Annotated in this window: 19 protein-coding genes; 14 read left to right on the top strand and 5 right to left on the bottom strand. The window is 68.3% G+C overall.

Annotated features, from left to right (window positions below):
* Positions 1-54: 54 nt before the first annotated feature.
* The 3 genes from malE to HZ992_RS09895 all read right to left on the bottom strand — a co-directional run bounded on the left by malE (position 55) and on the right by HZ992_RS09895 (position 3,669).
* The gene (gene malE / locus HZ992_RS09905; protein WP_209386479.1) at positions 55-1,257 is read right to left on the bottom strand and encodes a maltose/maltodextrin ABC transporter substrate-binding protein MalE; all 1,203 of its coding nucleotides are present in this window, start codon (positions 1,255-1,257) and stop codon (positions 55-57) included.
* Between the two features lie 89 nt (positions 1,258-1,346).
* Positions 1,347-2,444 carry an ABC transporter ATP-binding protein gene (locus HZ992_RS09900; RefSeq protein ID WP_209386478.1) on the bottom strand — a complete coding sequence of 366 codons (1,098 nt, stop codon included), beginning with the start codon at positions 2,442-2,444 and terminating at the stop codon, positions 1,347-1,349.
* A gap of 82 nt (positions 2,445-2,526) precedes the next feature.
* The gene (locus HZ992_RS09895) at positions 2,527-3,669 is read right to left on the bottom strand and encodes a maltoporin (protein ID WP_209386477.1); all 1,143 of its coding nucleotides are present in this window, start codon (positions 3,667-3,669) and stop codon (positions 2,527-2,529) included.
* 515 nt (positions 3,670-4,184) lie between these two features.
* Between HZ992_RS09895 and glk the strand changes: the two genes are divergently transcribed.
* The gene (glk, locus tag HZ992_RS09890) at positions 4,185-5,156 is read left to right on the top strand and encodes a glucokinase (protein WP_209386476.1); all 972 of its coding nucleotides are present in this window, start codon (positions 4,185-4,187) and stop codon (positions 5,154-5,156) included.
* A gap of 135 nt (positions 5,157-5,291) precedes the next feature.
* Positions 5,292-6,083 (top strand): SHOCT domain-containing protein, encoded by a 792-nt coding sequence (locus HZ992_RS09885; protein WP_209386475.1) that lies wholly within the window; start codon positions 5,292-5,294, stop codon positions 6,081-6,083.
* A 9-nt stretch (positions 6,084-6,092) separates the two neighbouring features.
* Here HZ992_RS09885 and fabI read toward each other — a convergent pair whose 3' ends face one another.
* On the bottom strand, positions 6,093-6,878 hold the full coding sequence (gene fabI, locus HZ992_RS09880) for an enoyl-ACP reductase FabI (RefSeq protein WP_209386474.1): 786 nt from the start codon (positions 6,876-6,878) through the stop codon (positions 6,093-6,095).
* Between the two features lie 222 nt (positions 6,879-7,100).
* Between fabI and rimP the strand changes: the two genes are divergently transcribed.
* The 12 genes from rimP (at position 7,101) to dusA (ending at position 21,122) form a co-directional block, all read left to right on the top strand.
* Positions 7,101-7,655: a ribosome maturation factor RimP gene (gene rimP, locus HZ992_RS09875; RefSeq protein ID WP_209386473.1), complete on the top strand. Its 555-nt coding sequence runs from the start codon at positions 7,101-7,103 to the stop codon at positions 7,653-7,655.
* Positions 7,652-9,130: a transcription termination factor NusA gene (gene nusA, locus HZ992_RS09870; RefSeq protein ID WP_209386472.1), complete on the top strand. Its 1,479-nt coding sequence runs from the start codon at positions 7,652-7,654 to the stop codon at positions 9,128-9,130. Before rimP ends, nusA begins: the two co-directional genes overlap by 4 nt.
* Before the next feature lie 49 nt (positions 9,131-9,179).
* Entirely contained in the window at positions 9,180-12,032 is a 2,853-nt protein-coding gene (infB, locus tag HZ992_RS09865; protein ID WP_209386471.1) for a translation initiation factor IF-2, read from the top strand.
* A 69-nt stretch (positions 12,033-12,101) separates the two neighbouring features.
* Positions 12,102-12,467, top strand: coding sequence for a 30S ribosome-binding factor RbfA (gene rbfA / locus HZ992_RS09860; protein ID WP_209386470.1), 366 nt, complete (start codon positions 12,102-12,104; stop codon positions 12,465-12,467).
* A gap of 4 nt (positions 12,468-12,471) precedes the next feature.
* On the top strand, positions 12,472-13,413 hold the full coding sequence (truB, locus tag HZ992_RS09855) for a tRNA pseudouridine(55) synthase TruB (protein ID WP_209386469.1): 942 nt from the start codon (positions 12,472-12,474) through the stop codon (positions 13,411-13,413).
* Positions 13,410-15,230 (top strand): translational GTPase TypA, encoded by a 1,821-nt coding sequence (gene typA, locus HZ992_RS09850; RefSeq protein WP_209386468.1) that lies wholly within the window; start codon positions 13,410-13,412, stop codon positions 15,228-15,230. The genes truB and typA overlap by 4 nt, the downstream gene beginning before the upstream one ends.
* Positions 15,231-15,246: 16 nt before the next feature.
* Positions 15,247-16,125 carry a DMT family transporter gene (locus HZ992_RS09845; protein ID WP_209387118.1) on the top strand — a complete coding sequence of 293 codons (879 nt, stop codon included), beginning with the start codon at positions 15,247-15,249 and terminating at the stop codon, positions 16,123-16,125.
* Positions 16,126-16,220: 95 nt separating this feature from the next.
* Positions 16,221-17,909: a wax ester/triacylglycerol synthase family O-acyltransferase gene (locus tag HZ992_RS09840; protein ID WP_209386467.1), complete on the top strand. Its 1,689-nt coding sequence runs from the start codon at positions 16,221-16,223 to the stop codon at positions 17,907-17,909.
* Between the two features lie 30 nt (positions 17,910-17,939).
* Positions 17,940-18,746: an esterase/lipase family protein gene (locus HZ992_RS09835; protein ID WP_209386466.1), complete on the top strand. Its 807-nt coding sequence runs from the start codon at positions 17,940-17,942 to the stop codon at positions 18,744-18,746.
* Positions 18,746-19,630, top strand: a complete 885-nt coding sequence (locus tag HZ992_RS09830; RefSeq protein WP_209386465.1) for an alpha/beta fold hydrolase — start codon at positions 18,746-18,748, stop codon at positions 19,628-19,630. Before HZ992_RS09835 ends, HZ992_RS09830 begins: the two co-directional genes overlap by 1 nt.
* Before the next feature lie 108 nt (positions 19,631-19,738).
* Positions 19,739-20,077 carry a YXWGXW repeat-containing protein gene (locus HZ992_RS09825; protein ID WP_209386464.1) on the top strand — a complete coding sequence of 113 codons (339 nt, stop codon included), beginning with the start codon at positions 19,739-19,741 and terminating at the stop codon, positions 20,075-20,077.
* Positions 20,078-20,108: 31 nt separating this feature from the next.
* Positions 20,109-21,122: a tRNA dihydrouridine(20/20a) synthase DusA gene (gene dusA, locus HZ992_RS09820; RefSeq protein ID WP_371816824.1), complete on the top strand. Its 1,014-nt coding sequence runs from the start codon at positions 20,109-20,111 to the stop codon at positions 21,120-21,122.
* A gap of 6 nt (positions 21,123-21,128) precedes the next feature.
* Here the strand turns inward: dusA and HZ992_RS09815 are convergent, their stop codons facing one another.
* Entirely contained in the window at positions 21,129-22,037 is a 909-nt protein-coding gene (locus HZ992_RS09815; protein ID WP_245213417.1) for a DMT family transporter, read from the bottom strand.
* Between the last annotated feature and the right edge of the window lie 7 nt (positions 22,038-22,044).

Genomic DNA, 22,044 nt, shown 5'->3' with positions numbered 1-22,044 from the left:
TCGCAAAGGCGGGCGGTCCGCCGCGGCAAAGGCATGCCGCGGCGACCCGTCTCATCACTTCGCGACGATGCGCTTGGCGGCGGCGTCGAGCGCTTCCTTGGGCGCCTGACGGCCCTCGGTCATGTTTTGCAGCGCCGAGGCCATCGACGACCAGAAACGGCCCATCTCCGGGTTGTTGGGCATCGGCGCGCCGTCCTGTGCCGAGGCCATGGTGGCCTGGATGTTGGGGTTGCTCTTGAGCTCGGCATACAGCGCCTTGCTCGCGGGCGTGCCCAGCGGCACGTCGTCGTTGATCATCTTCAGCCCCTTGACGCTGAGCATGTAGTTCTCGATGAACTCCACGGCCACGTCGCGGTTCTGCGAGGACTTGTTGATCATCGCGCCGAGCACGCCGACGAAGGGCGCCGCCTTCTTGCCGCCGACCGCCGGAATGCGGGCCACGCCGAAGTCGATGTTCGACTTCTTCAGGTTGTCCCACGACCAGGGGCCGTTGATCATCATCGCGACCTTGCCCTGCGACATGCCGGCTTCCATGTCGGCGTAGCTGGCGCCCTTGGGCATCACGCCGGACTTGATCATCTTGTCGAGCATCTCGGCGCCCTTGACCGCGCCAGCGTTCGCCACGCCGCTGTCGGCGGCGTCGTAGGTGCCGTCGGCCTTCAGCTTGAACGGGTAGCCGCCATTGGCGGCCAGCAGGGGCCAGGTGAAGTAGGTGTTGTTGTAGTCCCAGAGGATCGCCTTCTTGCCCTGGGCCGAGAGCTTCTTGTCCAGCGCGATCACTTCGTCGAAGGTCTTCGGCGGGGTGGGCACCAGGGCCTTGTTGTAGACCAGTGCCACCGCCTCGATCGAGATCGGGTAGCCCCAGGTCTTGCCGCCGACCGTGAAGGCCTTCAGCGCCAGCGTGTCGATGTCGGCCACCACCTTCTTGCTCGGCGTCACCGGCTGCAGCAGGCCACCGGCGATCCACTCGCCGATGCGGTCGTGCGGCCAGATCCAGATGTCCGGGCCCTTGCCCGCGGCCGCGGCCTGCTGGAACTTGCCCGGGGCGTCTTCCGGATGCTCCACGGTCACCTGCACGCCTGTCTTCTTGGCGAACTCATCGCCGATCTTCTGCAGGCCGTTGTAGCCCTTGTCGCCGTTGATCCAGATCAGCAGCTTGCCCGGCTCGGACGCAAAGGCCGAGCCGCCCAGGGTCGCGCCCAGGGCGAGTGCCGCGGCGGCGGCGACGAGATGGATGCGTTGACGTTGAAGCTTCATGACTTTCTCCTTCAGTGGTGCCCGTGTCGGGTGGTGGGATCGTAGGGCGAGCGTTTCGCCACGACGTTGCCGTTTGTCGGGGGTGGCCCTCAACCGGCTTGTGGCAGGGTCTTGCCCTGCTGATTGAACAGGAAGCACCGCTTGAGCGGCAGGCCCAGCCAGGCCGTGTCGCCGGTGTCCAGGGGGTTCTCGGGATCGGTGCGCACCGTCAGGCTCTCGGTTCCACCCGTGACCATGACGTGCAGGTAGGTGGTGTCGCCCAGGTGCTCGGCCAGTTGCACGTGGCTCTTCACCGCGTTCTCGCCCGGCTGCGCGGTGGCATGCACGTGCTCCGGCCGGATGCCCAGCGTGACGGGATCGCCGGCGGCAACGCTGGTGGCGTCGACCGCCACCTGCACCACGCTGCCGTCGTGCAGCTTGACGGTGGCCAGCATCGGCGTGGCCGACACCAGCGTGCCGGTGATGAAGTTCATCTTCGGACTGCCGATGAAGCCGGCCACGAACTTGTTGACCGGCTGGTGGTACAGCTCCAGCGGCGTGCCGACCTGCTCGATGCGGCCGGCGTTGAGCACGACGATGCGGTGTGCCAGCGTCATCGCCTCCACCTGGTCGTGCGTGACGTAGATCATCGTCGTCGCCAGTTCCTTGTGCAGGCGCGACAGCTCGACGCGCATCTGCACCCGCAGCGCCGCGTCGAGATTGGAAAGGGGTTCGTCGAACAGGAACACGCCGGGCTTGCGCACGATGGCCCGGCCGATGGCCACGCGCTGGCGCTGGCCGCCCGACAGCGCCTTGGGGCGGCGCTCGAGCAGGTGCTCGATCTGCAGGATCTGCGCGGCACGGTCGACCGCGGCCTTGATCTCGGCCTTGCTCATGCCGGCCAGCTTCAGGCCGAAGGCCATGTTCTCGGCCACCGTCATGTGCGGATAGAGCGCGTAGCTCTGGAACACCATCGCGATGCCGCGCTTGGCCGGAGGCACCTCGTTGACGAGTTCGCCGCCGATGTACAGCTCGCCGGCGGTGATCTCTTCGAGTCCGGCGATGCAGCGCAGCACGGTCGACTTGCCGCAGCCCGAGGGCCCGACGAAGACCATGAACTCGCCGTCGCGGATCTCCAGGTCGATGCCCGGGATGATGGTCAGGTCGCCGAACGACTTCTTCAGCGCTTTCAACAGGACATTGGCCATCGGGGTTGCCGGCTGGAGAACAGATGTCTTGCGGGAAGAGGGCCGGCCCCGGGTCGGGGCCGGCCACTCGGTCAGGCGTCGATCAGAACCAGGTCTCGACCTGGAAGCCCACTGCCGTGGCGCTCGACTTCGTCAGCCCGCGCGTCGCCTTGTAGGCGTCGTTGAAGCTGAAGCTCGACACGTAGAAGCGGAACTCCGGACGGTCGTAGAAGTTCGGGCCGACCGACAGCGTCGGAGCGATGGTGAACTTGGTCAGACGATCCGTCTGGCCACCCTGCGGCTTGTGGCTGGAGATGCCCAGTTCGCCCTGCAGCTTGAAGTTCTTCGTGAACGCGTAGGCGGCGCGGCCGCCGATCGTGTTGAAGGTCTCCTTGTTGTTCGACGTACCTTGCTTGCCGAACACCAGGATGGCCTGCCCGGTCAGCGGGCCCTTGGTCCACTGCATGCTGTCCACGAAGCGCCAGCGCTTCTGGTCCGAGTCGTCCGTGCCGCCGCCGAAGGCCATGTTCAGGTAGGCCGAGCCCTGGGCATATTGCAGCCACGCGGTGTTCTCGCCGCCGAACACGCCGGACTGGTTGTGCTGCAGGCTCAGGCCGAAGCCGCCCTTGCCGCCGGTGCCGCTGAAGTCGCTGAACACCGAGGTCACGCGCAGCGTGCCGCCCGGGTTGGTCTTGATGCCGTTGAGGTCGAGGTTGAGGCGCGTGCCGGGGTTGGTGGAGTCGTCGCCGTCACGGAACACCGCGACGTTCAGCGAACCCAGGCCGAGGTCGATGCCATCCACGCCAGCGCCCGTGCCGGACATGTTGACGAAGAAGGTGTCGACGATGTGCACGTCGGCGCGGCCATAGAAGCGCTTGCCGATCCAGAAAGTCTGGTTCGGGGCGATGTCGAAGCCCTTGCCTTCGGCATAGATCTGGTTGACGCCGACCTTCGTGTCGCCGATGTCCGAACCTTCCTTGAACATGTTCGTCATCAGGTAGGCCTTGTAGTCGACGCCACCGGCCTGGCCACCCTGGCTGAGCATGAACTCGCCGTAGGTGTTGCACTCGTTGCCCAGGCGGTAGGTGCCGCCTTCCATGTTTCCGCCGAAGCACTTGGCGCCGTCGCCGGTGGTCTGCTTCTGGCCCGGGCCGACGCGGAAGTAGCCGCCCCAGTCCACCGCGCTGGCGGTGGTGGAGAGCAGGCTCAGCGCTGCAGCGGCGAGCAGGGTGTGTTTCATTTTCATCGTTGGCTCCTCAGAGGTTCTGCTGGCAGTGAAACCGGCGACGTTCGAGACGCTCAACGCCCTTCGGGACGCCGGGGTTGGGGGAACTGGGACGGGGGGCAAAAAAGGGGGCGGCGCCGCGGACGGCGCCGCCACCAACTCGCTCTTCCGGGAAAACTGCTCGCCTGAACGTCGATCGGCGCCCGGGATGGCCGGTCCGCCACGCCACCCATCGCTTGTTTGCGCAGGTAGTTGACCTACATTCGCCGTTCCTGGCGTTGGATCGAGACGGACTCTAGTAGTCAGACTACAGCCGTGATAGCCGGGTTTTCCTGAGGATTTGCGGGAATGCAACACGCTGTAGCCGCTCAAGGCAGGGTTTTCTTGACGAGCGGGGACATCACCAAGTTTAGTAGTTGAGCTACATTTCTCGGTCGGCAGGGTGGTCGGTGTCGCGAGGCCATCGTCGCCGCATGGGCATGCCGATTGCACGCCCGCAAGCGCAGACCGACTCACTCAGGCATGGCCTGGCAGACATGGATTCCTCGACCTTTCCCCGCCTCGTTGGCGACGTCGGCGGCACGAACGCCCGCTTCGCCTGGCAGGCTGATGCGGCGACGCCTCTGTCGGACGTCACGACCCTCCCGTGCGCCGACCACCCGACGCTGCAGGCCGCCATGCAGCACTACCTGGCCCGGCTCGGCCGAGGCGCGCCACGCTGGTGCGCGATCGGCATCGCTAACCCGGTGGTGGGCGACCATGTGCGCATGACCAACCACCATTGGTCGTTCTCGGTCGAAGCGGTGCGGCAGCTTCTCGGCCTGGAACGATTCCTTGTCATCAACGACTTCACGGCGCTGGCGCTGTCTCTGCCCGCGCTGGCGTCGGACGAGGTGCGCCAGGTCGGGGCCGGCCAGGCCGTGACAGGCGCGCCCGTCGGTCTGCTGGGGCCCGGCACGGGGCTCGGCGTGTCGGGCCTGCTGCCGGCGCGCGGAATCCAGCGGGCGATCCCGATCAACGGCGAAGGAGGCCACGTGACGCTGGCTGCCACCGATGCCCTCGAGGAGTCGGTGATCCGGCGCCTGCGCGAGCGCTTCGGCCACGCGTCGGCCGAGCGGGCGCTGTCGGGCCCGGGCCTGGTCAACCTCTACGTGGCCTTGTGTGAAGTGCATGGCGAGGCCGCACGGCCGCTGGAGGCCGCCGACGTTTCCGCGCGCGCCGCCACCGGCGAAGACGCGCACTGCGTGCAGGCGATCGAACTGTTCTTCAGCTTCCTGGGCAACGTGGCCGGCAACCTGGCCTTGTCACTGGGTGCGCGCGGGGGCGTCTACATAGGCGGGGGCATCGTCCCGAGGCTGGGCCGCGCGATCGACAATTCGCGCTTTCGCGAGCGCTTCGAGGCCAAAGGGCGCTTCGCCGGCTACCTTCAGGACATTCCCACGCTCGTCGTGCAGGCTCGCGTGTCGCCGGCCTTGCTGGGCGCGGCGCGGGCCCTCGACGATCTCTGAACCCAGGCCGCCAGCGGCGGCACAGAAAGGCATCCAGCCATGCGGCAACCCGTTCGCCCGACCTCTTCAGCGTGGATCGTCTTGCTGACGGCGGCCTGCCTGAGCGCCGCGGCCGTCCCGGCACGAGCCGGTGTCATGGACTTCCTGTTCGGCGCCTCTGAGAAGTCAACCGACGCCGCGAAGCCGGACGCGCGCCGACGCAGCTGGCAAGTGCACGACTTCACCGCCATCCGGCTCGTTGCACGCGAGCCGGGATCGGTGCCCAACCAGCATCCCGTCCAGGTGGACGCCGAGGCCCTGAGGCAGCAACTCGCGCAGGTGCGCTTTGTGGTCGGATCGGGCACGCAAGCGCTGTTCGCGGCCGACGAACTCGGCGAGCTGGTCGAGCCGCTGATCGAGGCCTTCGGCAACGCCGCGCCCGACGACGATCTGCTGCTGCTGAGCACCTCGCGGCGCGGCGGCGGGCTGCTGTCGCAGCCGCTGGGCATCACGGCGCGGCTGTTCGTGCAGGGCGGGCAGCTGCAGTTGCTGGTCAACGACGCACGCTACGAGTTCTTCAACGAGTACAAGGGCACCGGCAAGGCGCCGCAGTTCACGTTCGGCTCACGCACGAAGGCAGGGCAGGTGGCGCTGCGCAGCGCCGCGGGGAGCAACACGCGGGCGGACTGGCTGGCACTGCCGACGACCTTGCCCGCTGCGGCCGCCGTGGCTGCGCCTGCGGCGCCGCTGGCCGTCACCCCCAAGACCGTCGCGCCGGCACCGGCGGCGCCCGCGGCCGCTGCGCAACCGGCTCTGCGGCCGCGCGACCCGGGCTTTGCCGAGGAGGTGGAGCAGCGCCTGCTGACGCTGAAGCGGCTGCGCGAGCGCGGCCTGATCAGCGACGAGGAATACCAGCAGAAGCGCCGCGAGATCCTGCAGGCGCTGTGAGGCGGCGGCTCAGGCGTTGCCCGAGCCGGCCATCACCTGGCTGAAGCCGCCGTCCACGTAGGTGATCTCGGCGCTCACACCCGCAGCCAGGTCAGACAGCAGGAAAGCGGCCACATTGCCGACGTCCTCGATCGTCACCGCGCGCCGGATCGGCGCCATCGCGGCGAAGTCGGTCAGCAGCTTGCCGAAGTCCTTGATGCCCGAGGCCGCCAGTGTCTTGATCGGGCCAGCCGACAGGCCGTTCACCCGGATGCCTTTGGCGCCCAGGCTGTGCGCCAGGTAGCGCACGCTGGATTCGAGCGAAGCCTTGGCCAGGCCCATGGTGTTGTAGTTGGGCACGTAGCGCACGGCACCGAGATAGCTCAAGGTGAGAAGTGACGAGCCCGTGCGCAGCCGGGGCAGCGCCGCTTTGGCCATCGCCGGGAAGCTGTAGGCGGAGATGTCGTGCGCGATGCGGAAGTTCTCGCGCGTCAGGCCGTCGAGGAAGTCGCCGCCGATGGCTTCGCGCGGGGCATAGCCGATCGAGTGCACGAAGCCGTCGAACTCCGGCCAGGCCTGGCCGAGGCCGGTGAACAGGGCTTCGATCTGCGCGTCGTCGCCGACGTCGCAGTCGAAGGTCAGCGTCGAGCCGAACTCGGCGGCGAACTCGGCGATGCGCTCCTTGAAGCGTTCACCCTGGTAGCTGAAGGCCAGTTCGGCCCCCTCGCGATGGCAGGCGCGGGCGATGCCGTAGGCGATCGAGCGGTTGTTGAGCAAGCCGGTGATCAGAAGGCGCTTGCCGGCAAGAAAGCCCATGGGGTCTCCGCACTGTGGTTCGAGGGGCCGGATTTTGGCATGGGGAAGGCCTCCTCCCGGGCCCCTTGACAGCGCAACGGCTTGCCTGTACCTCGGGGCCGCGCTACAATCTGCCGTTTCCTAGAAAGCTGCGTGGGCGGATTCTTCCAGCCCATTTTTTTTGCTTGAACGTTTTTCAACGACGATTGATCTGCGGAATCTTTGGCAAAGGTTGATGACCCTGTGACGAGTTGGCAAGGCGCTGTCGAACGCACCGTGACCGGTCTGGGCTACGAGCTCGTGGATACCGAACGCACCGGCGGCGGCTTGCTGCGCGTCTACATCGACCGTGTCGCCGGCGATCCGAACGGCGAATTCATCGTCGTCGAGGATTGCGAGAAGGTCACGCGGCAGCTTCAGCATGTGCTCGAGGTCGAGAACTGCTCGTACACGCGGCTCGAAGTTTCGTCGCCGGGCCTGGACCGGCCGCTGAAGAAGCCCGCCGACTTCGCCCGCTTCGCCGGCGAGCAGATCGATCTCACGCTGAAGCTCGCCTTCCAGGGCCGCAAGAAGTACAGCGGCACGCTGCAGGCGCGGCCCGAAGGCGAGGGCGAGGGCTGGCGCATCGTCTTCAACGACGGCAAGACGGATCAGGCATTGGATTTTTCACTCGACGAAGTGCGCGAGGCCCGGCTTGTGCCGGTGGTCGACTTCAAGGGGCGCCGTTTCGCGCCCGTGCAGTCGCCCGCCGACACGCCGGTCCCCGGACAAGAGGTTGACGGAGGTCGTGAGCGATGAACCGCGAATTGTTGATGCTGGTGGATGCCATCTCGCGCGAGAAGAGCGTGGATCGCGAGGTCGTTTTCGGTGCAGTCGAGGCTGCACTCGCCTCGGCGTCGAAGAAGCTGCACGGCGGCGAGGTCGACATGCGCGTGTCGGTCGACCGCGAGAGCGGCGAGTACGAGACCTTCCGCCGCTGGCACGTGGTGCCGGATGAAGCCGGTCTTCAGCTGCCCGACTCCGAGATCCTGCTGTTCGAGGCGCTGGAGCAGATCCCCGACATCGAGGTCGACGACTACATCGAGGAACCGGTGGAGTCGGTCTCGATCGGCCGCATCGGTGCGCAGGCCGCCAAGCAGGTGATCCTGCAGAAGATCCGCGACGCCGAGCGCGAGCAGCTGCTCAACGACTTCCTGTCGCGCGGCGACAAGATCTTCGTGGGCACGGTCAAGCGGCTGGACAAGGGCGACATCGTCGTCGAGTCGGGCCGAGTCGAGGGCCGGCTGCGCCGCAACGAGATGATTCCGAAGGAGAACCTGCGCAGCGGCGACCGCGTGCGGGCGTTCATCCTCGAGGTCGACCCGACGCTGCGCGGTCCGCAGATCGTCCTGTCTCGTTCTGCGCCGGGCTTCATGATCGAGCTGTTCGCCCAGGAAGTGCCCGAGATCGAGCAGGGCCTGCTGGAGATCAAGAGCTGCGCCCGCGACCCCGGTTCGCGCGCCAAGATCGCCGTGGTCTCGCACGACAAGCGCGTCGACCCGATCGGCACCTGCGTGGGCGTGCGCGGTTCGCGCGTCACGGCGGTGACCAACGAACTGGCCGGCGAGCGCGTCGACATCGTGCTGTGGTCGGAAGACCCGGCGCAGTTCGTCATCGGCGCGCTGGCGCCGGCGAACGTGCAGTCGATCGTGGTGGACGAGGAGCGCCACGCCATGGACGTGGTGGTCGACGAGGAAAACCTCGCCATCGCCATCGGCCGCGGCGGCCAGAACGTGCGGCTGGCGTCGGAGCTGACCGGCTGGCGCATCAACATCATGACGGCCGAGGAGTCCGCTTCCAAGCAGGCGCTCGAGTCCGACTCGGTGCGCAAGCTGTTCGTCGACAAGCTCGACGTCGACGAGGAAGTCGCCGACATCCTGATCGCCGAGGGCTTCACCAGCCTCGAGGAAGTGGCCTACGTCCCGATGCAGGAAATGCTCGAGATCGAGAGCTTCGACGAGGACACCGTCAACGAGCTGCGCACCCGTGCCAAGGACGCGCTGCTGACGATGGAAATCGCCCGCGAGGAAAAGGTCGAGGAGGTCTCGCAGGACCTGCGCGATCTCGAGGGCCTGAGCCCCGAACTCATCGCCAAGCTTGCCGATGGCGGCATCCACACGCGAGACGATCTGGCCGACCTGGCCGTCGACGAGCTGACCGAGATGACCGCGATCGACGAAGCGCAGGCCAAGGCGCTGATCATGAAGGCCCGTGAACACTGGTTCACGGCCTGAACGACAACAGCGCCGACAGACAGAGCTAGACCAAGCAAGGATTCAACCCATGGCTTCGACTACCGTCGCCCAACTCGCCGCCGAGCTCAATCGCCCGGCCGCGGCGCTGCTCGAGCAGCTGCAGTCGGCCGGCGTCAAGAAGGCGTCGACGGACGACACGCTCAGCGAGTCGGACAAGGAACGCCTGCTCGACTTCCTGCGCACCTCGCACGGCACCGCCGGCGCGGAGCGCAAGAAGATCACGCTGACCCGCAAGTCGACCAGCGAGATCAAGCAGGCCGATTCGAGCGGCAAGGCACGCACGATCCAGGTCGAAGTGCGCAAGAAGCGCACCTTCGTCAAGCGAGACGACGCGCCGGCCACCGAAGAATCCGCAGTGCCGGTGATCGACGAAGCCGAACTGCAGCGCCGCGAGGAAGAAGCGCGCGCCCAGGCCGAGTTGCTGCGTCGCCAGGAAGAAGACCTGGCCGAGAAGCGCCGCCTGCGCGAAGAGCAGGAACAGCGTGACCGCGAAGCCGCAGAAGCGCGCGCCGCCGAGGCCGCCCGCAAGGCCGCCGAGGAGGCCGCCGCCGCGCTGGCCGCCGCTGCCGCCAAGCCCGAGCCCAAGTCTGCGGGCAAGGCTGCCGCCGCTGCGGCCGAAGCCGCTCCGGCCGCCGCCGCCCCCGCAGCGCCGGCCGAGCCGCCCAAGCCCGTGCTGCGCGTCATCAAGGCCGCCGACGTCGCCAACGAGGAGGTGCAGCGCGCCGCCGATCTGGCCAAGCGCCGCAAGGCCGCCGAAGACGAAGCGAAGGCGATTCGCGAGATGATGAACGCGCCGAAGAAGGTGCTCGTCGCGAAGAAGCCCGAGGAGCCGCCGAAGCCGGTCGCCGAGATCAAGGGCACGATCCACAAGAAGGTCGGCGCGCCCGGCGCACCGACCACGACCACGGCCGGCGCCGCCAAGCCGGGCGACAAGAAGTCCGTCAAGTCCGAGAAGCTGTCGTCCAGCTGGGCCGACGATGCCGCCAAGAAGCGCTCGGCGCTGAAGGGCCGCACCGATGGCGCGGCCGGTGGCGCACGCGCCGGCTGGCGCGCGCCTCGCGGCGGCCGCCGCGGCGAGCGCAGCGACGGTTCGCAGTCGAACTTCGTGGCCCCGGCCGAGCAGCAGACGCAGGAAGTGCACATTCCCGAAACCATCAGCGTGGCCGACCTGGCGCACAAGATGTCGGTGAAGGCGTCCGAGGTCATCAAGCAGCTGATGAAGCTGGGCCAGATGGTCACCATCAACCAGCAGCTCGACCAGGAGACGGCGATGATCGTCGTCGAGGAAATGGGCCACAAGGCGCTGGCGGCCAAGCTGGACGACCCGGAGGCCTTCCTCGAGGAAGAGCAAGCCGAGCAGGAACACGAAGAGACGACCCGCGCACCGGTGGTCACGGTGATGGGCCACGTCGACCACGGCAAGACCTCGCTGCTGGACTACATCCGCACCAGCCGCGTCGCGGCCGGCGAGGCGGGCGGCATCACGCAGCACATCGGCGCCTACCACGTGCAGACGCCGCGCGGCATGATCACCTTCCTCGACACCCCGGGCCACGCCGCGTTCACCGCGATGCGTGCGCGCGGCGCCAAGGCCACCGACATCGTCATCCTGGTGGTGGCGGCGGACGACGGCGTGATGCCGCAGACCAAGGAAGCCATCCACCACGCGAAGGCCGCCAAGGTGCCGATCGTCGTGGCGATGAACAAGATCGACAAGCCCGAGGCGAATGCCGAGCGCGTGAAGAGCGAGCTCGTCGCCGAGCAGGTCGTGCCCGAGGATTTCGGCGGCGATTCGCCGTTCGTCCCGGTGTCGGCCAAGACCGGCCAGGGCATCGACGCGCTGCTCGAGCAGGTGCTGCTGCAGGCCGAGGTGCTGGAGCTCAAGGCGGCCAAGGATGCGCCGGCCAAGGGCCTGGTCATCGAAGCGCAGCTCGACAAGGGCCGCGGCCCGGTCGCCACGGTGCTGGTGCAAAGCGGGACGCTGAAGAAGGGTGACGTGGTGCTGGCGGGATCGAGCTACGGCCGCGTGCGCGCCATGCTCGACGAGGACGGCAAGCCGACCGACACGGCCGGCCCGTCGATCCCGGTCGAGATCCAGGGCCTGACCGAGGTGCCGCAAGCCGGCGACGAGTTCATGGTGCTGGCGGACGAGCGCCGTGCGCGCGAGATCGCCACTTTCCGCCAGGGCAAGTACCGCGACGTGAAGCTGGCCAAGCGCCAGGCCGCCAACCTCGAGAACATGATGGAGCAGATGGGTCAGGGCAGCGCCCAGACCCTGGCGCTGATCATCAAGGCCGACGTGCAGGGTTCGCAGGAAGCGCTGGCGCAGTCGCTGCTCAAGCTCTCGACCGACGAGGTCAAGGTGCAGGTGGTGCATGCAGCCGTCGGCGGCATCAGCGAATCCGACGTCAACCTGGCGATCGCCTCCAAGGCCATCATCATCGGCTTCAACACGCGGGCCGATGCCGGCGCGCGCAAGCTGGCCGAGAACAACGGCGTCGACATCCGCTACTACAACATCATCTACGACGCGGTCGACGAGGTGAAGGCGGCGATGACCGGCATGCTGGCGCCGGAGCAGCGCGAGGAGCTGATCGGCACGGCCGAGATCCGCACGGTGTTCGTGGCCTCGAAGATCGGCACGGTGGCCGGCTCGATGATCACCGCCGGCGTGGTTCGCCGCGGCGCGCGCTTCCGCCTGCTGCGAGAGAACGTCGTGGTCTACACCGGCGAGATCGAATCGGTGCGCCGCCTGAAGGACGACGTCCGCGAGGTCGCCACCGGCTTCGAGTGCGGCATCAAGCTGAAGAACTACAACGAGATCAAGGAAGGCGATCAGCTCGAGTTCTTCGAGGTCAAGGAAGTGGCTCGAACGCTGTAAGGCGGTATCGGTCTCGTCCCGAACCCCGCCTTCCCAAAGAAGGCGGGGTTTGCGTTTCAGGAGTCGACCATGCGACACAAACGATCCATCCCCAACCGCGGCTTCCGCATCGCCGACCAGATCCAGCGCGATCTGGCCGAGCTGATCCGCGAGCTGAAGGACCCGCGCATCGGCATGGTCACGCTGCACGCGGTCGAGGTGACGGCCGACTACGCGCACGCCAAGGTGTTCTTCTCGGTGCTGGTGGGCGACGCGCAGGAGTGCGAGACCGCGCTGAACGAGGCTGCCGGATTCCTGCGCAACGGCCTGTTCAAGCGGCTGCAGATCCATACCGTGCCGACGCTGCATTTCCACTTCGACCGCACCACCGAGCGTGCCGCCGAGCTCAGCCTGCTGATCCAGCAGGCCAATGCCACGCGCGCCAAGGAAGACTGAACGAATGAACGCGCCGCGCGCCCGCATCCAGCGCCGTGCCGTGCACGGTGTGCTGCTGCTCGACAAGCCGCTGGGCCTGTCGAGCAACGATGCGCTGCAGAAGGCCAAGCGACTATTCCGCGCCGAGAAGGCCGGCCACACCGGAACGCTCGATCCGCTGGCCAGCGGGCTGCTGCCGCTGTGCTTCGGCGCCGCCACCAAGTTCTCGCAGGTCAGCCTCGACGCCGACAAGCGCTACGTGGCCACGCTCCAGCTGGGCGAGACGCGCGTCGGCGGCGACCTGGAAGGCGAGGTCATCGAGCGCCGGCCCGTGTCTGTCACCGCGGCGGACCTCCGCTCCGCGTGCGACCGCTTCACTGGCGCGATCGAGCAGGTGCCGCCGATGCACTCGGCACTCAAGCACGAAGGCAAGGCGCTCTATGAATACGCCCGCGCCGGTGTCGAGATCGAGCGCGAAGCGCGCCGCGTGACGATCCACGCCATTGACATCGTCGAGGGCGAGCACGACCGCTGGACGCTCGACGTGCGTTGCAGCAAGGGCACCTACATCCGCACGCTGGCCGAGGACATCGGCCGCGCGCTGGGCTGCGGCGCACACCTCGCGGCGCTGCGTCGCACCGGCTCCGGCGCCTTGAAGCTCGATCAGGCCGTGACGCTCGAAGCACTCGAGGGCATGAGCGAAGCCGAACGCGACGCGCAATTGCTCGACGCCGACGCACTGATCGCCGACTGCCCCGCGGTGCGCCTGGATGCCGAGAACGCCGCGCGATTCCTCAGCGGCTTGCGCCGCCGCCTCGAACTCGCCGACGCTGACTGCGTGCGCGTGTTCGGCCCCGAACCCAAGGCTTTCCTCGGTGCGGGCCACATCGCCGCCGGCGAACTCATTTCCACCAGGCTGCTCAGCCCGATCGAGGTGCAAGGCCTCCTGACTGAAAGAACCGCATGACCACCCGCCAGATCCGCAACATCGCCATCATCGCGCACGTCGACCATGGCAAGACCACGCTCGTCGACCAGCTGCTGCGCCAGAGCGGCACCTTCCGCGAGAACGAGAAGGTCGCCGAACGCGTGATGGACAGCAACGACCTCGAACGCGAGCGTGGCATCACCATCCTGGCCAAGAACTGCGCCGTCGAGTGGAAGGGCACGCACGTCAACATCGTCGACACCCCGGGCCACGCCGACTTCGGCGGCGAGGTCGAGCGTGTGCTGTCGATGGTCGACTCGGTGCTGCTGCTGGTCGACGCCGTCGAGGGCCCGATGCCGCAGACGCGCTTCGTCACCAAGAAGGCGCTGGCGCTGGGCCTCAAGCCCATCGTCGTGGTCAACAAGGTCGATCGCCCCGGCGCGCGCCCCGACTACGTGATCAACGCCACGTTCGAGCTGTTCGACAAGCTGCACGCCACCGAGGCGCAGCTCGACTTCCCGGTCATCTTCGCCTCCGGCCTGAACGGCTGGGCGACGCTCAAGCAGGGCGAGGTCGGCACCGACCTGGCGCCGCTGTTCGACGCCATCCTCGAGCACGTGCCGGCGCACGAAGGCTCGGCCGACGCGCCGCTGCAGCTGCAGATCTGCTCGCTCGACTACTCCACCTACGTGGGCCGCATCGGCATCGGGCGCGTCAACCAGGGCACGCTCAAGCCCATGCAGAACGTGGCCGTCTACGCTGGCCCGGACAGCACGCCCTTCACCGCGCGCGTCAACCAGGTGCTCAAGTTCGAGGGCCTGGAGCGCAAGCAGGCCACCGAGGCCGGCCCGGGCGACATCGTGCTGATCAACGGCATCGAGGGCATCGGCATCGGCGTGACGCTGACCGACATCGACAACCCGGTGCCGCTGCCCATGCTGCTGGTCGACGAGCCGACGCTGACGATGAACTTCTGCGTCAACAACTCGCCGCTGGCCGGCCGCGAGGGCAAGTTCGTCACCAGCCGGCAGATCTGGGACCGGCTGCAGCGCGAGCTGCAGAGCAACGTGGCGCTGAAGGTCAAGGAGACCGACGAGGACGGCATCTTCGAGGTGTCGGGCCGAGGCGAACTGCACCTGACCATCCTGCTGGAGACGATGCGCCGCGAAGGCTACGAGCTGGCGGTCAGCAAGCCGCGCGTGGTGTTCCATGAGGTGAACGGCGAGCGTCACGAGCCGATCGAGATGGTCACCGCCGACGTGGAAGACCAGCACCAGGGCGCCGTCATGCAGGCGCTGGGCGAGCGCAGGGCCGAGCTCGTCAACATGGAACCCGACGGCATGGGCCGCGTCCGCCTGGAATATCGCATTCCGGCGCGCGGCCTGATCGGCTTCCAGAACGAGTTTCTGAACCTGACGCGCGGCACCGGCCTGATCAGCAACATCTTCGACGGCTACGAGGCCTACAAGGGCGAGATCGAAGGGCGCAAGAACGGCGTGCTGATCAGCCAGGACGACGGCGAGGCGGTGACCTACTCGCTGGGCAAGCTCGACGACCGCGGCCGCATGTTCGTGAAGGCCGGCGACCCGCTGTACGAAGGCATGGTGATCGGCATCCACAGCCGCGACAACGACCTGGTCGTCAACGCGGTGCGCGGCAAGCAGCTGACCAACTTCCGTGTCTCCGGCAAGGAAGACGCGATCAAGATCACGCCGCCGATCATCCTCACGCTCGAATACGCGGTGGAGTTCATCGCAGACGACGAGCTGGTGGAGATCACGCCGAAGTCGATCCGCATCCGCAAGCGCCACCTCAAGGAACACGACCGCAAGCGCGCCTCGCGCGAAGCCGCCTGACGCGATGCCCGTGCCGATGACGCACCGCAAGGCGGTGCTGCTCATGGTCGCGGTGACGCTGATGTGGAGCATCGCCGGCGTGGTCTCACGCCACTTCGAGGCGGCACGCGGCTTCGAGGTGACCTTCTGGCGCAGCGCCTTCAACGCGCTGGCGCTGGTCGTGATGCTCGGCTGGCTGCGCGGGCCGGCGACGCTGGTGGCGGCCATCCGCGGTGGCGGCCGCACGTTGTGGCTGTCGGGCCTGTGCTGGGCGGTCATGTACACCGCCTTCATGATGGCGCTCTCGCTCACCACGGTGGCCAACGTGCTGGTCACCATGGCGCTGGGCCCGCTGTTCACCGCGCTGATGGCGCGTTTTGCGCTGGGGCACCGGCTCGCCGCACGCACCTGGGCGGCGATCGTGCTGGCCGGCGTCGGCATCGGCTGGATGTACGCCCGCGAGGTCAGCGGCAGCGACCCGCGCCACCTGGTGGGCACGCTGGTCGCGCTGGGCGTGCCGATCGCCGCGGCGATCAACTGGACGCTGATCCAGCACAACCGCGGCGGCGAGAAGCAGGACATGCTGCCCGCCGTGCTGATCGGCGCCGTGCTCTCCGCGGCCGTCATGCTGCTGCCCTCGCAGCCCTTCGCCGCCACCGGGCGCGATCTGGCGCTGCTTGCCATGCTCGGCGTCGTGCAGCTCGCCATCCCGTGCCTGCTGGCCGTGACCATCGCACGCTCGCTGAGCGCGCCGGAGATGTCGCTGCTCGGCTTGCTGGAAGTCGTGTTCGGCGTGCTGTGGGCCTGGCTGGGCGCCAACGAGGCGCCGGCCGTGTCGGTGATCGGCGGGGGCCTGCTCGTGCTCCTCGCGCTGGCGGGCAACGAACTGCTGGCATTGCGCGAGCGCTCGGCCTGAGCCGGCACCCTCGCGATTCGCACGGACAGGGCTTCCCCTCAAGTCGAGGCCGCGTGCGCGGCTTAGCATCGGCCCACACCGCGTGGGAGACGCCGATGAAACAGCTGTCCGGCCTGGACGCCAGCTTCCTCTACCTCGAGACCGCCGAGATGCCCATGCACGTGGGCGCCTTGCACCAGTTCGAGCTGCCCGCCAGCTACCGTGGCAACTTCCTCGACGACATGCGGGCCCACATGGCCACGCGAATTCCGCTCGCGCCGGCATTGCGTCGCAAGCTGGCCTGGATGCCGCTGAACCTGGCCGCGCCGGTGTGGATCGACGCCGAGCCGGACCTCGACGAGCACATCGTCGGCATCACGCTGCCAGCGGGCAGCGGCCTGGCCGAGCTGGAAGAGCAGGTCGGCGAGTTGCACCCGGTGCTGCTCGATCGCAGCCGGCCATTGTGGAAGTTCCACGTCTTCGACGGTCTCGAACCCGGGCCGAACGGCGAGAAGCGCTACGCCCTCTACACCCAGCTGCACCACGCCGCCGTCGACGGCCAGGCCGCCGTGGCACTGGCCCAGGCCATCCTAGACCTCGGCCCCGAGCCGCGCGAGATCCCCACGCGTCCGGCGCGCGAGCGCAAGGGCCAGCTCGCGATGACGGAGATGCTGCGCGGCGCGCTGTCCAACCAGCTCGACCAGCTGGGCAACCTCGTCAAGGCGCTGCCCGCCGCGGTGGGCGCGCTCTCGCAAGTGGCTGCGCAGACCGCGGGCGGGGCGGTGAGCGAGACGGCGGCTTCGGTGTGGTCGCGCATCAAGGGCAACGGGCCGATGGGCGGCAAGAGCGTCAGCAACCTGGGTCTCGCGCCACGCACGCGCTTGAACGCCACGGTGTCCGACACGCGCGCCTTCGCCGCCGTGAGCCTGCCGCTGGCCGAGCTGAACGCCGTGCGCCGGCGGCACCATGCCAGCCTGAACGACGCGGTGCTGATGATCTGCAGCAGCGCCTTGCGGCGCCACTTCGCCAAGCACGGGCCGCTGCCGCGCAAGTCGCTGGTGGCGGCGGTGCCGATCTCGCTGCGCTCCAAGGGCGACACGGCATCGAACAACCAGGCTTCGATGAGCGTGATCAGCCTGGGCACGCACATCGCCGATCCGGCCAGGCGCCTGGCGCACGTGATGGCCGCCAGCGCCTCGATGAAGGCCACCCTGGGCAGCGTGAAGAGCCTGCTGCCCACGGACTTCCCATCCATGGGCGTGCCCTGGCTGATGGAGGGCCTGACGGCGATCTACGGCCGTGCCGGCGTGGCCGATCGCATCCCGCCGGTGGCCAACCTCGTCATCTCCAACGTGCCCGGGCCCACCGTGCCGCTGTACATGGCCGGCGCGAAGATGCTGACCAACTACCCGACCTCGATCGTCGTGCACGGCGTGGCGCTGAACATCACCGTGCAGACCTACAACGAGTCGCTCGACGTGGGCATCATCGCCTGCGCGCAAGCCATGCCCGAGGTCGACGAGTTCGCTGCGCACGTCGAGACCTCCTTCCTCGAGTTCAAGGGCCTGCCGGTCGCGCCGGAGCCCGTGCCGGCACGTCCGGCGCGCAAGGTGCCGGCCAAGAAGGCCGCCGTGAAGAAGCCTGCCGCCAAGCAGGCACCGGCGAAGAAAGCCCCGGCCAGCAAGGCCGTGGTCAAGAAGACGCCGGCCAAGAAGGCCACCGCGAAGAAGCCCGCGAAACCTGTCCCGAAGGTGACACCGAAGGCTAGGGCAAGTGCTCCAACCGCGAAGCGATCCAGCCGCTAACATGACCTGAACGCCGCTCCTTCACGCCGCATGCCCCGCACGCCGCCCGATCCGCGCCATCACCATTTCCACTTCGAAGACCTGCGCGCACCCAATGCGCTGCTATTGGCCATGGAAGGCCGGGCGCCCTGGGAGTACGCGGCGCTGCTGGCCGCCACGCCCTGGCTGCGCAAGCTGCCGCGCGGCGATGGCCACCCGGTGCTGGTGTTCCCCGGCCTGGGCGCGAACGACTTCACCACCGGGCCGCTGCGCCGCTTCCTCGACGAGCTGGGCTACGTCACCCACCCCTGGGGCCAGGGCTTCAACTTCGGCCCGCGCCAGGGCGTGCTCAAGCGCTGCAACGACGACGTGCGGCGCCTGTTCAGTTCGCATGCGCGCAAGGTCAGCCTGATCGGCTGGAGCCTGGGCGGCATCTATGCCCGCGAGATGGCCAAGGAACTGCCCGACCACGTGCGCTGCGTCATCACGCTGGGCACACCGTTCACCGGCCACCCACGCGCCACCAACGCCTGGCGCTTCTTCGAGCTGGTCAGCGGCCAGTCGGTGCATGACCCGGCGCTGATCGCGCAGATCCGCAAGGAGCCGCCGGTGCCGACCACCTCGATCTGGTCGCGCAGCGACGGCATCGTGGCGTGGCGCTGCAGCGTGGTGGCACCGAGCCCGATGGCCGAGAACATCGAGGTGCATGCCAGCCACGTGGGCATGGGCATGAACCCGATGGCGCTGTACGCCGTCGCCGACCGGCTGTCGCAGCCCGCCGGACACTGGAAGCCCTTCGAGCCTCACGGCGCTCGACGCTGGTTCTTCCGCACGCCGAACGAGGCACGCGCGGCCTGATGCAGATCAGCGCGAACGGCATCTCGCTGGAAGTCGACGACCGCGGTCCGGCCAGTGGCCCGCCGCTGGTGATGATCATGGGCCTGGGCATGCAGCTCGTCGCATGGCCCGACGGTCTGGTCGACCAGCTCGTCGCGAAGGGCTTTCGCGTCATCCGCTTCGACAACCGCGACGTCGGCCTGTCGCAGCGCTTCGATCACCTGGGTGTGCCCAACATCGCCGCCGGGGGCATCAAGCACCTGCTGGGCATGTCGGTGACGAGCCCCTACCGCCTGGCCGACCTGGCCGATGACACGGCCGCGCTGATCGACGCGCTGGGGCTGCAGAGTGCGCATGTCTGCGGCGCCTCGATGGGCGGAATGGTCGCGCAACACCTGGCTGCCAGGCACCCGCAACGCGTGCGCAGCCTGACGCTGATGATGACCACCAGCGGCGCGCGCCGCCTGCCGCAGCCGGGCTGGAAGGTGCGCATGGCGTTGATGTCGCGGCCGGAGAACGCGCGCGATCCCGACAGCGTCATCGAGCATTTCGTGCACCTGTACGGCGTGATCGGCAGCCCGGGCTACCCGCCCGAACCCGCCACGCTGCGCGAGCGCCTGGCGATGTCTGTCAAGCGCTCCTACAGGCCGGCGGCCACGGCGCGGCAGTTGATGGCCATCGTGGCCGACGGCGACCGCACGCCGATGCTCGCGCAGATCCGCCAGCCCACGCAGATCATCCACGGCCTGGCCGATCCGCTGGTGCCGGTGGAGGCAGGGCGCGAACTGGCACGCCACATCGCCGGCGCGCAGATCGACCTGATCGAGGGCATGGGCCACGACCTGCCGCAGCCGCTGTGGCCGCGCTTCGCGGCCGACATCGCGGCGGCGGCGGGGCGGGCCTGAAGCGTCTCGTGCGACGGACTGTGTCAGCGGCGTAAAGCCGCATGAAGGCCGTCGGCGGCCTGAGTCACGAACGCGTTGCTCCGGAAGTCCCCACCGAAGGAGCACGCCATGGCCACCCGTTCCGTTCGCAGGTTCGTCACGCTCGCCGTCGCTTCCAGCGCGATCCTCCTGGCCGGTTGCGTGGTTGCGCCCGTCGGGCCGTACTACGGCTACGACGGCGAGGTCGTGCAGGTGCCGCCGCCGGCGCCCCAGGCCGAGTACTACGGTGCACCACCGGTCGTTGGCCAGGTCTGGATCGGCGGGTTCTGGGGCTGGCGGGGCGGTCGCCACGTGTGGATCGGCGGCCATTGGGACTCGCCGCGTCCCGGTCATCACTGGGTGCCGCACGCCTGGGTCCGCCAGGGCCCGGGATGGCGCCAGCGCCCCGGCTACTGGGAACGCCGCTGAGACGAATTCTCGGGATCGCAGGCGCCCGATAATCCGGGCCGTGAATCCGAACCCCTGGCGCCTGTCGGTCGCGCCCATGATGGACTGGACCGACCGGCACTGCCGCTACTTCCATCGCCTGCTGACGCACCGCACCCGGCTGTACACCGAAATGGTGACCACCGGGGCGCTGCTGCATGGCGACGTGCCGCGGCACCTCGACTACAACGACGAGGAGCACCCGCTGGCCCTGCAGCTCGGCGGCAGCGAGCCCGCCGACCTGTCTCAATGCGCGAAGCTGGCCCAGCAATGGGGCTACGACGAGGTCAATCTCAACTGCGGCTGCCCGAGCGACCGCGTGCAGCGCGGTGCGTTCGGCGCCTGCCTGATGGCCGAGCCGGCACTGGTGGCCGATGGCGTGAAGGCAATGCGCGACGCGGTGACGATCCCCGTGACCGTGAAGCACCGCATCGGCATCGACCGCATCGAGAACTACGAGTTCGTGCGCGACTTCGTCGGCACCGTGGCCGCGGCCGGCTGCGAGGTCTTCATCGTGCATGCGCGCAACGCCTGGCTGCAGGGCCTGAGCCCGAAGGAGAACCGCGAGGTGCCGCCGCTGCGCTACGAGTTCGTGCAACGGCTCAAGCACGACTTCCCGTCGCTGACCATCGCGATCAACGGCGGCATCACCACCGGCGCGCAGATCGAAGCGCTGCTGGCCGAGGGCCTGGACGGCGTGATGGTCGGCCGCGAGGCCTATCACCATCCCTGGCTGATGGCGGACTGGGATGCTCGTTTCTTCGGCGCCGAGCCGGTGGATCGCACGCGAGAGCAGGTCGAGGCGGCGATGGTCGACTACATGGAGCGACAGCAGCGCGAAGGCGAGCCCTGGTCGCGCGTCGCGCGGCACATGCTCGGGCTGTGGAACGGCCAGCCGGGCGCACGGCGCTGGCGGCAGGTGTGGTCGGACCACAAGCTCAAGGGCCTGCCGCCGGCGGCAGTGGCCGGCCTGGCCACGCAAGCCCGGCGGCATCCGCTGACGGCGGCGGCCGACGCTGCAGCCTGAGTCCGTTCAGCGGCGTGCCGGCCAGGTGGCCAGCACCACGCCGGCCAGCGCGAGCGCGAAGGCGCCGGCCTGCGCAGGGCTGAAACGCTCGCCGAGGAAGATCACCCCCACGGCCGCCGCGCTCACCGGCAGCAGCACGGTGAACACGCCGGCCGACGAAGCCGGCACATGCTTGAGCCCGGTCATCCACAGCCACACCGTGACCATGCTGGCGGCCAGCGAATAGAACAGCAGCAGCCACCAGTGGCCGGCGCTGACACTGCCGAAGTCGAAGCTCAGCGCCTGCCACAGGCCCAGCGGCGTGACCAGCAGCAGCCCCCACAGGTTGATCAGCGCGCTGATGCGCTTGGGCGAGACGTTGCCGGTGAGCTTCTTGCCGATCACGACATAGATCGCCTCGCAGGTCACCGCGCCGAGCAGCAGCAGGTTGCCCACCAGGCTGCCCGCATCGGCGCCCGCGTTCTTGCCCAGCGAGACCAGCGCGATGCCGGCCACCGCGCAGGCGATGCCGGCGGCCACGCGCGGCAGGATGCGCTCCTTCAGGATCACGCGCGACAGGATCGCCACCACCGCCGGGATGGCGGCCATGATCACGCCGGCCGCCAGCGCCGAGGTGCGTGCCACGCCGAACAGCATGCACACCGAGAACAGGAAGTTGCCGAAGAAGGATTCGAGGAAGAGCAGCCAGCGGTCGTGCGGGCTCAGCCTCGCTTCATCGGGCTGGCGCTTCACCCAGCCGGCCATGGCCACCGCCGCGATGCCGAAACGCAGCCAGGCGAGCAGGAAGATCGGCAGCACGAGCACCAGGATCTTCGACAACCCGACATAGCTGCCCACCAGCGCCATGCCGGAGCCCAGGCACAGGTAGGAGAGCCAAGGCACGTGGTGCGCGGGAGCCGCGCTCGGAGACGTCATCGGCGCG

It is taken from the genome of Rhizobacter sp. AJA081-3, from assembly GCF_017795745.1.
In the GTDB taxonomy this organism is placed as follows: domain Bacteria; phylum Pseudomonadota; class Gammaproteobacteria; order Burkholderiales; family Burkholderiaceae_C; genus Piscinibacter.
The sequence above is the reverse complement of the archived record's forward strand: the minus strand, read 5'-3'. Positions and strand labels throughout refer to the sequence as shown.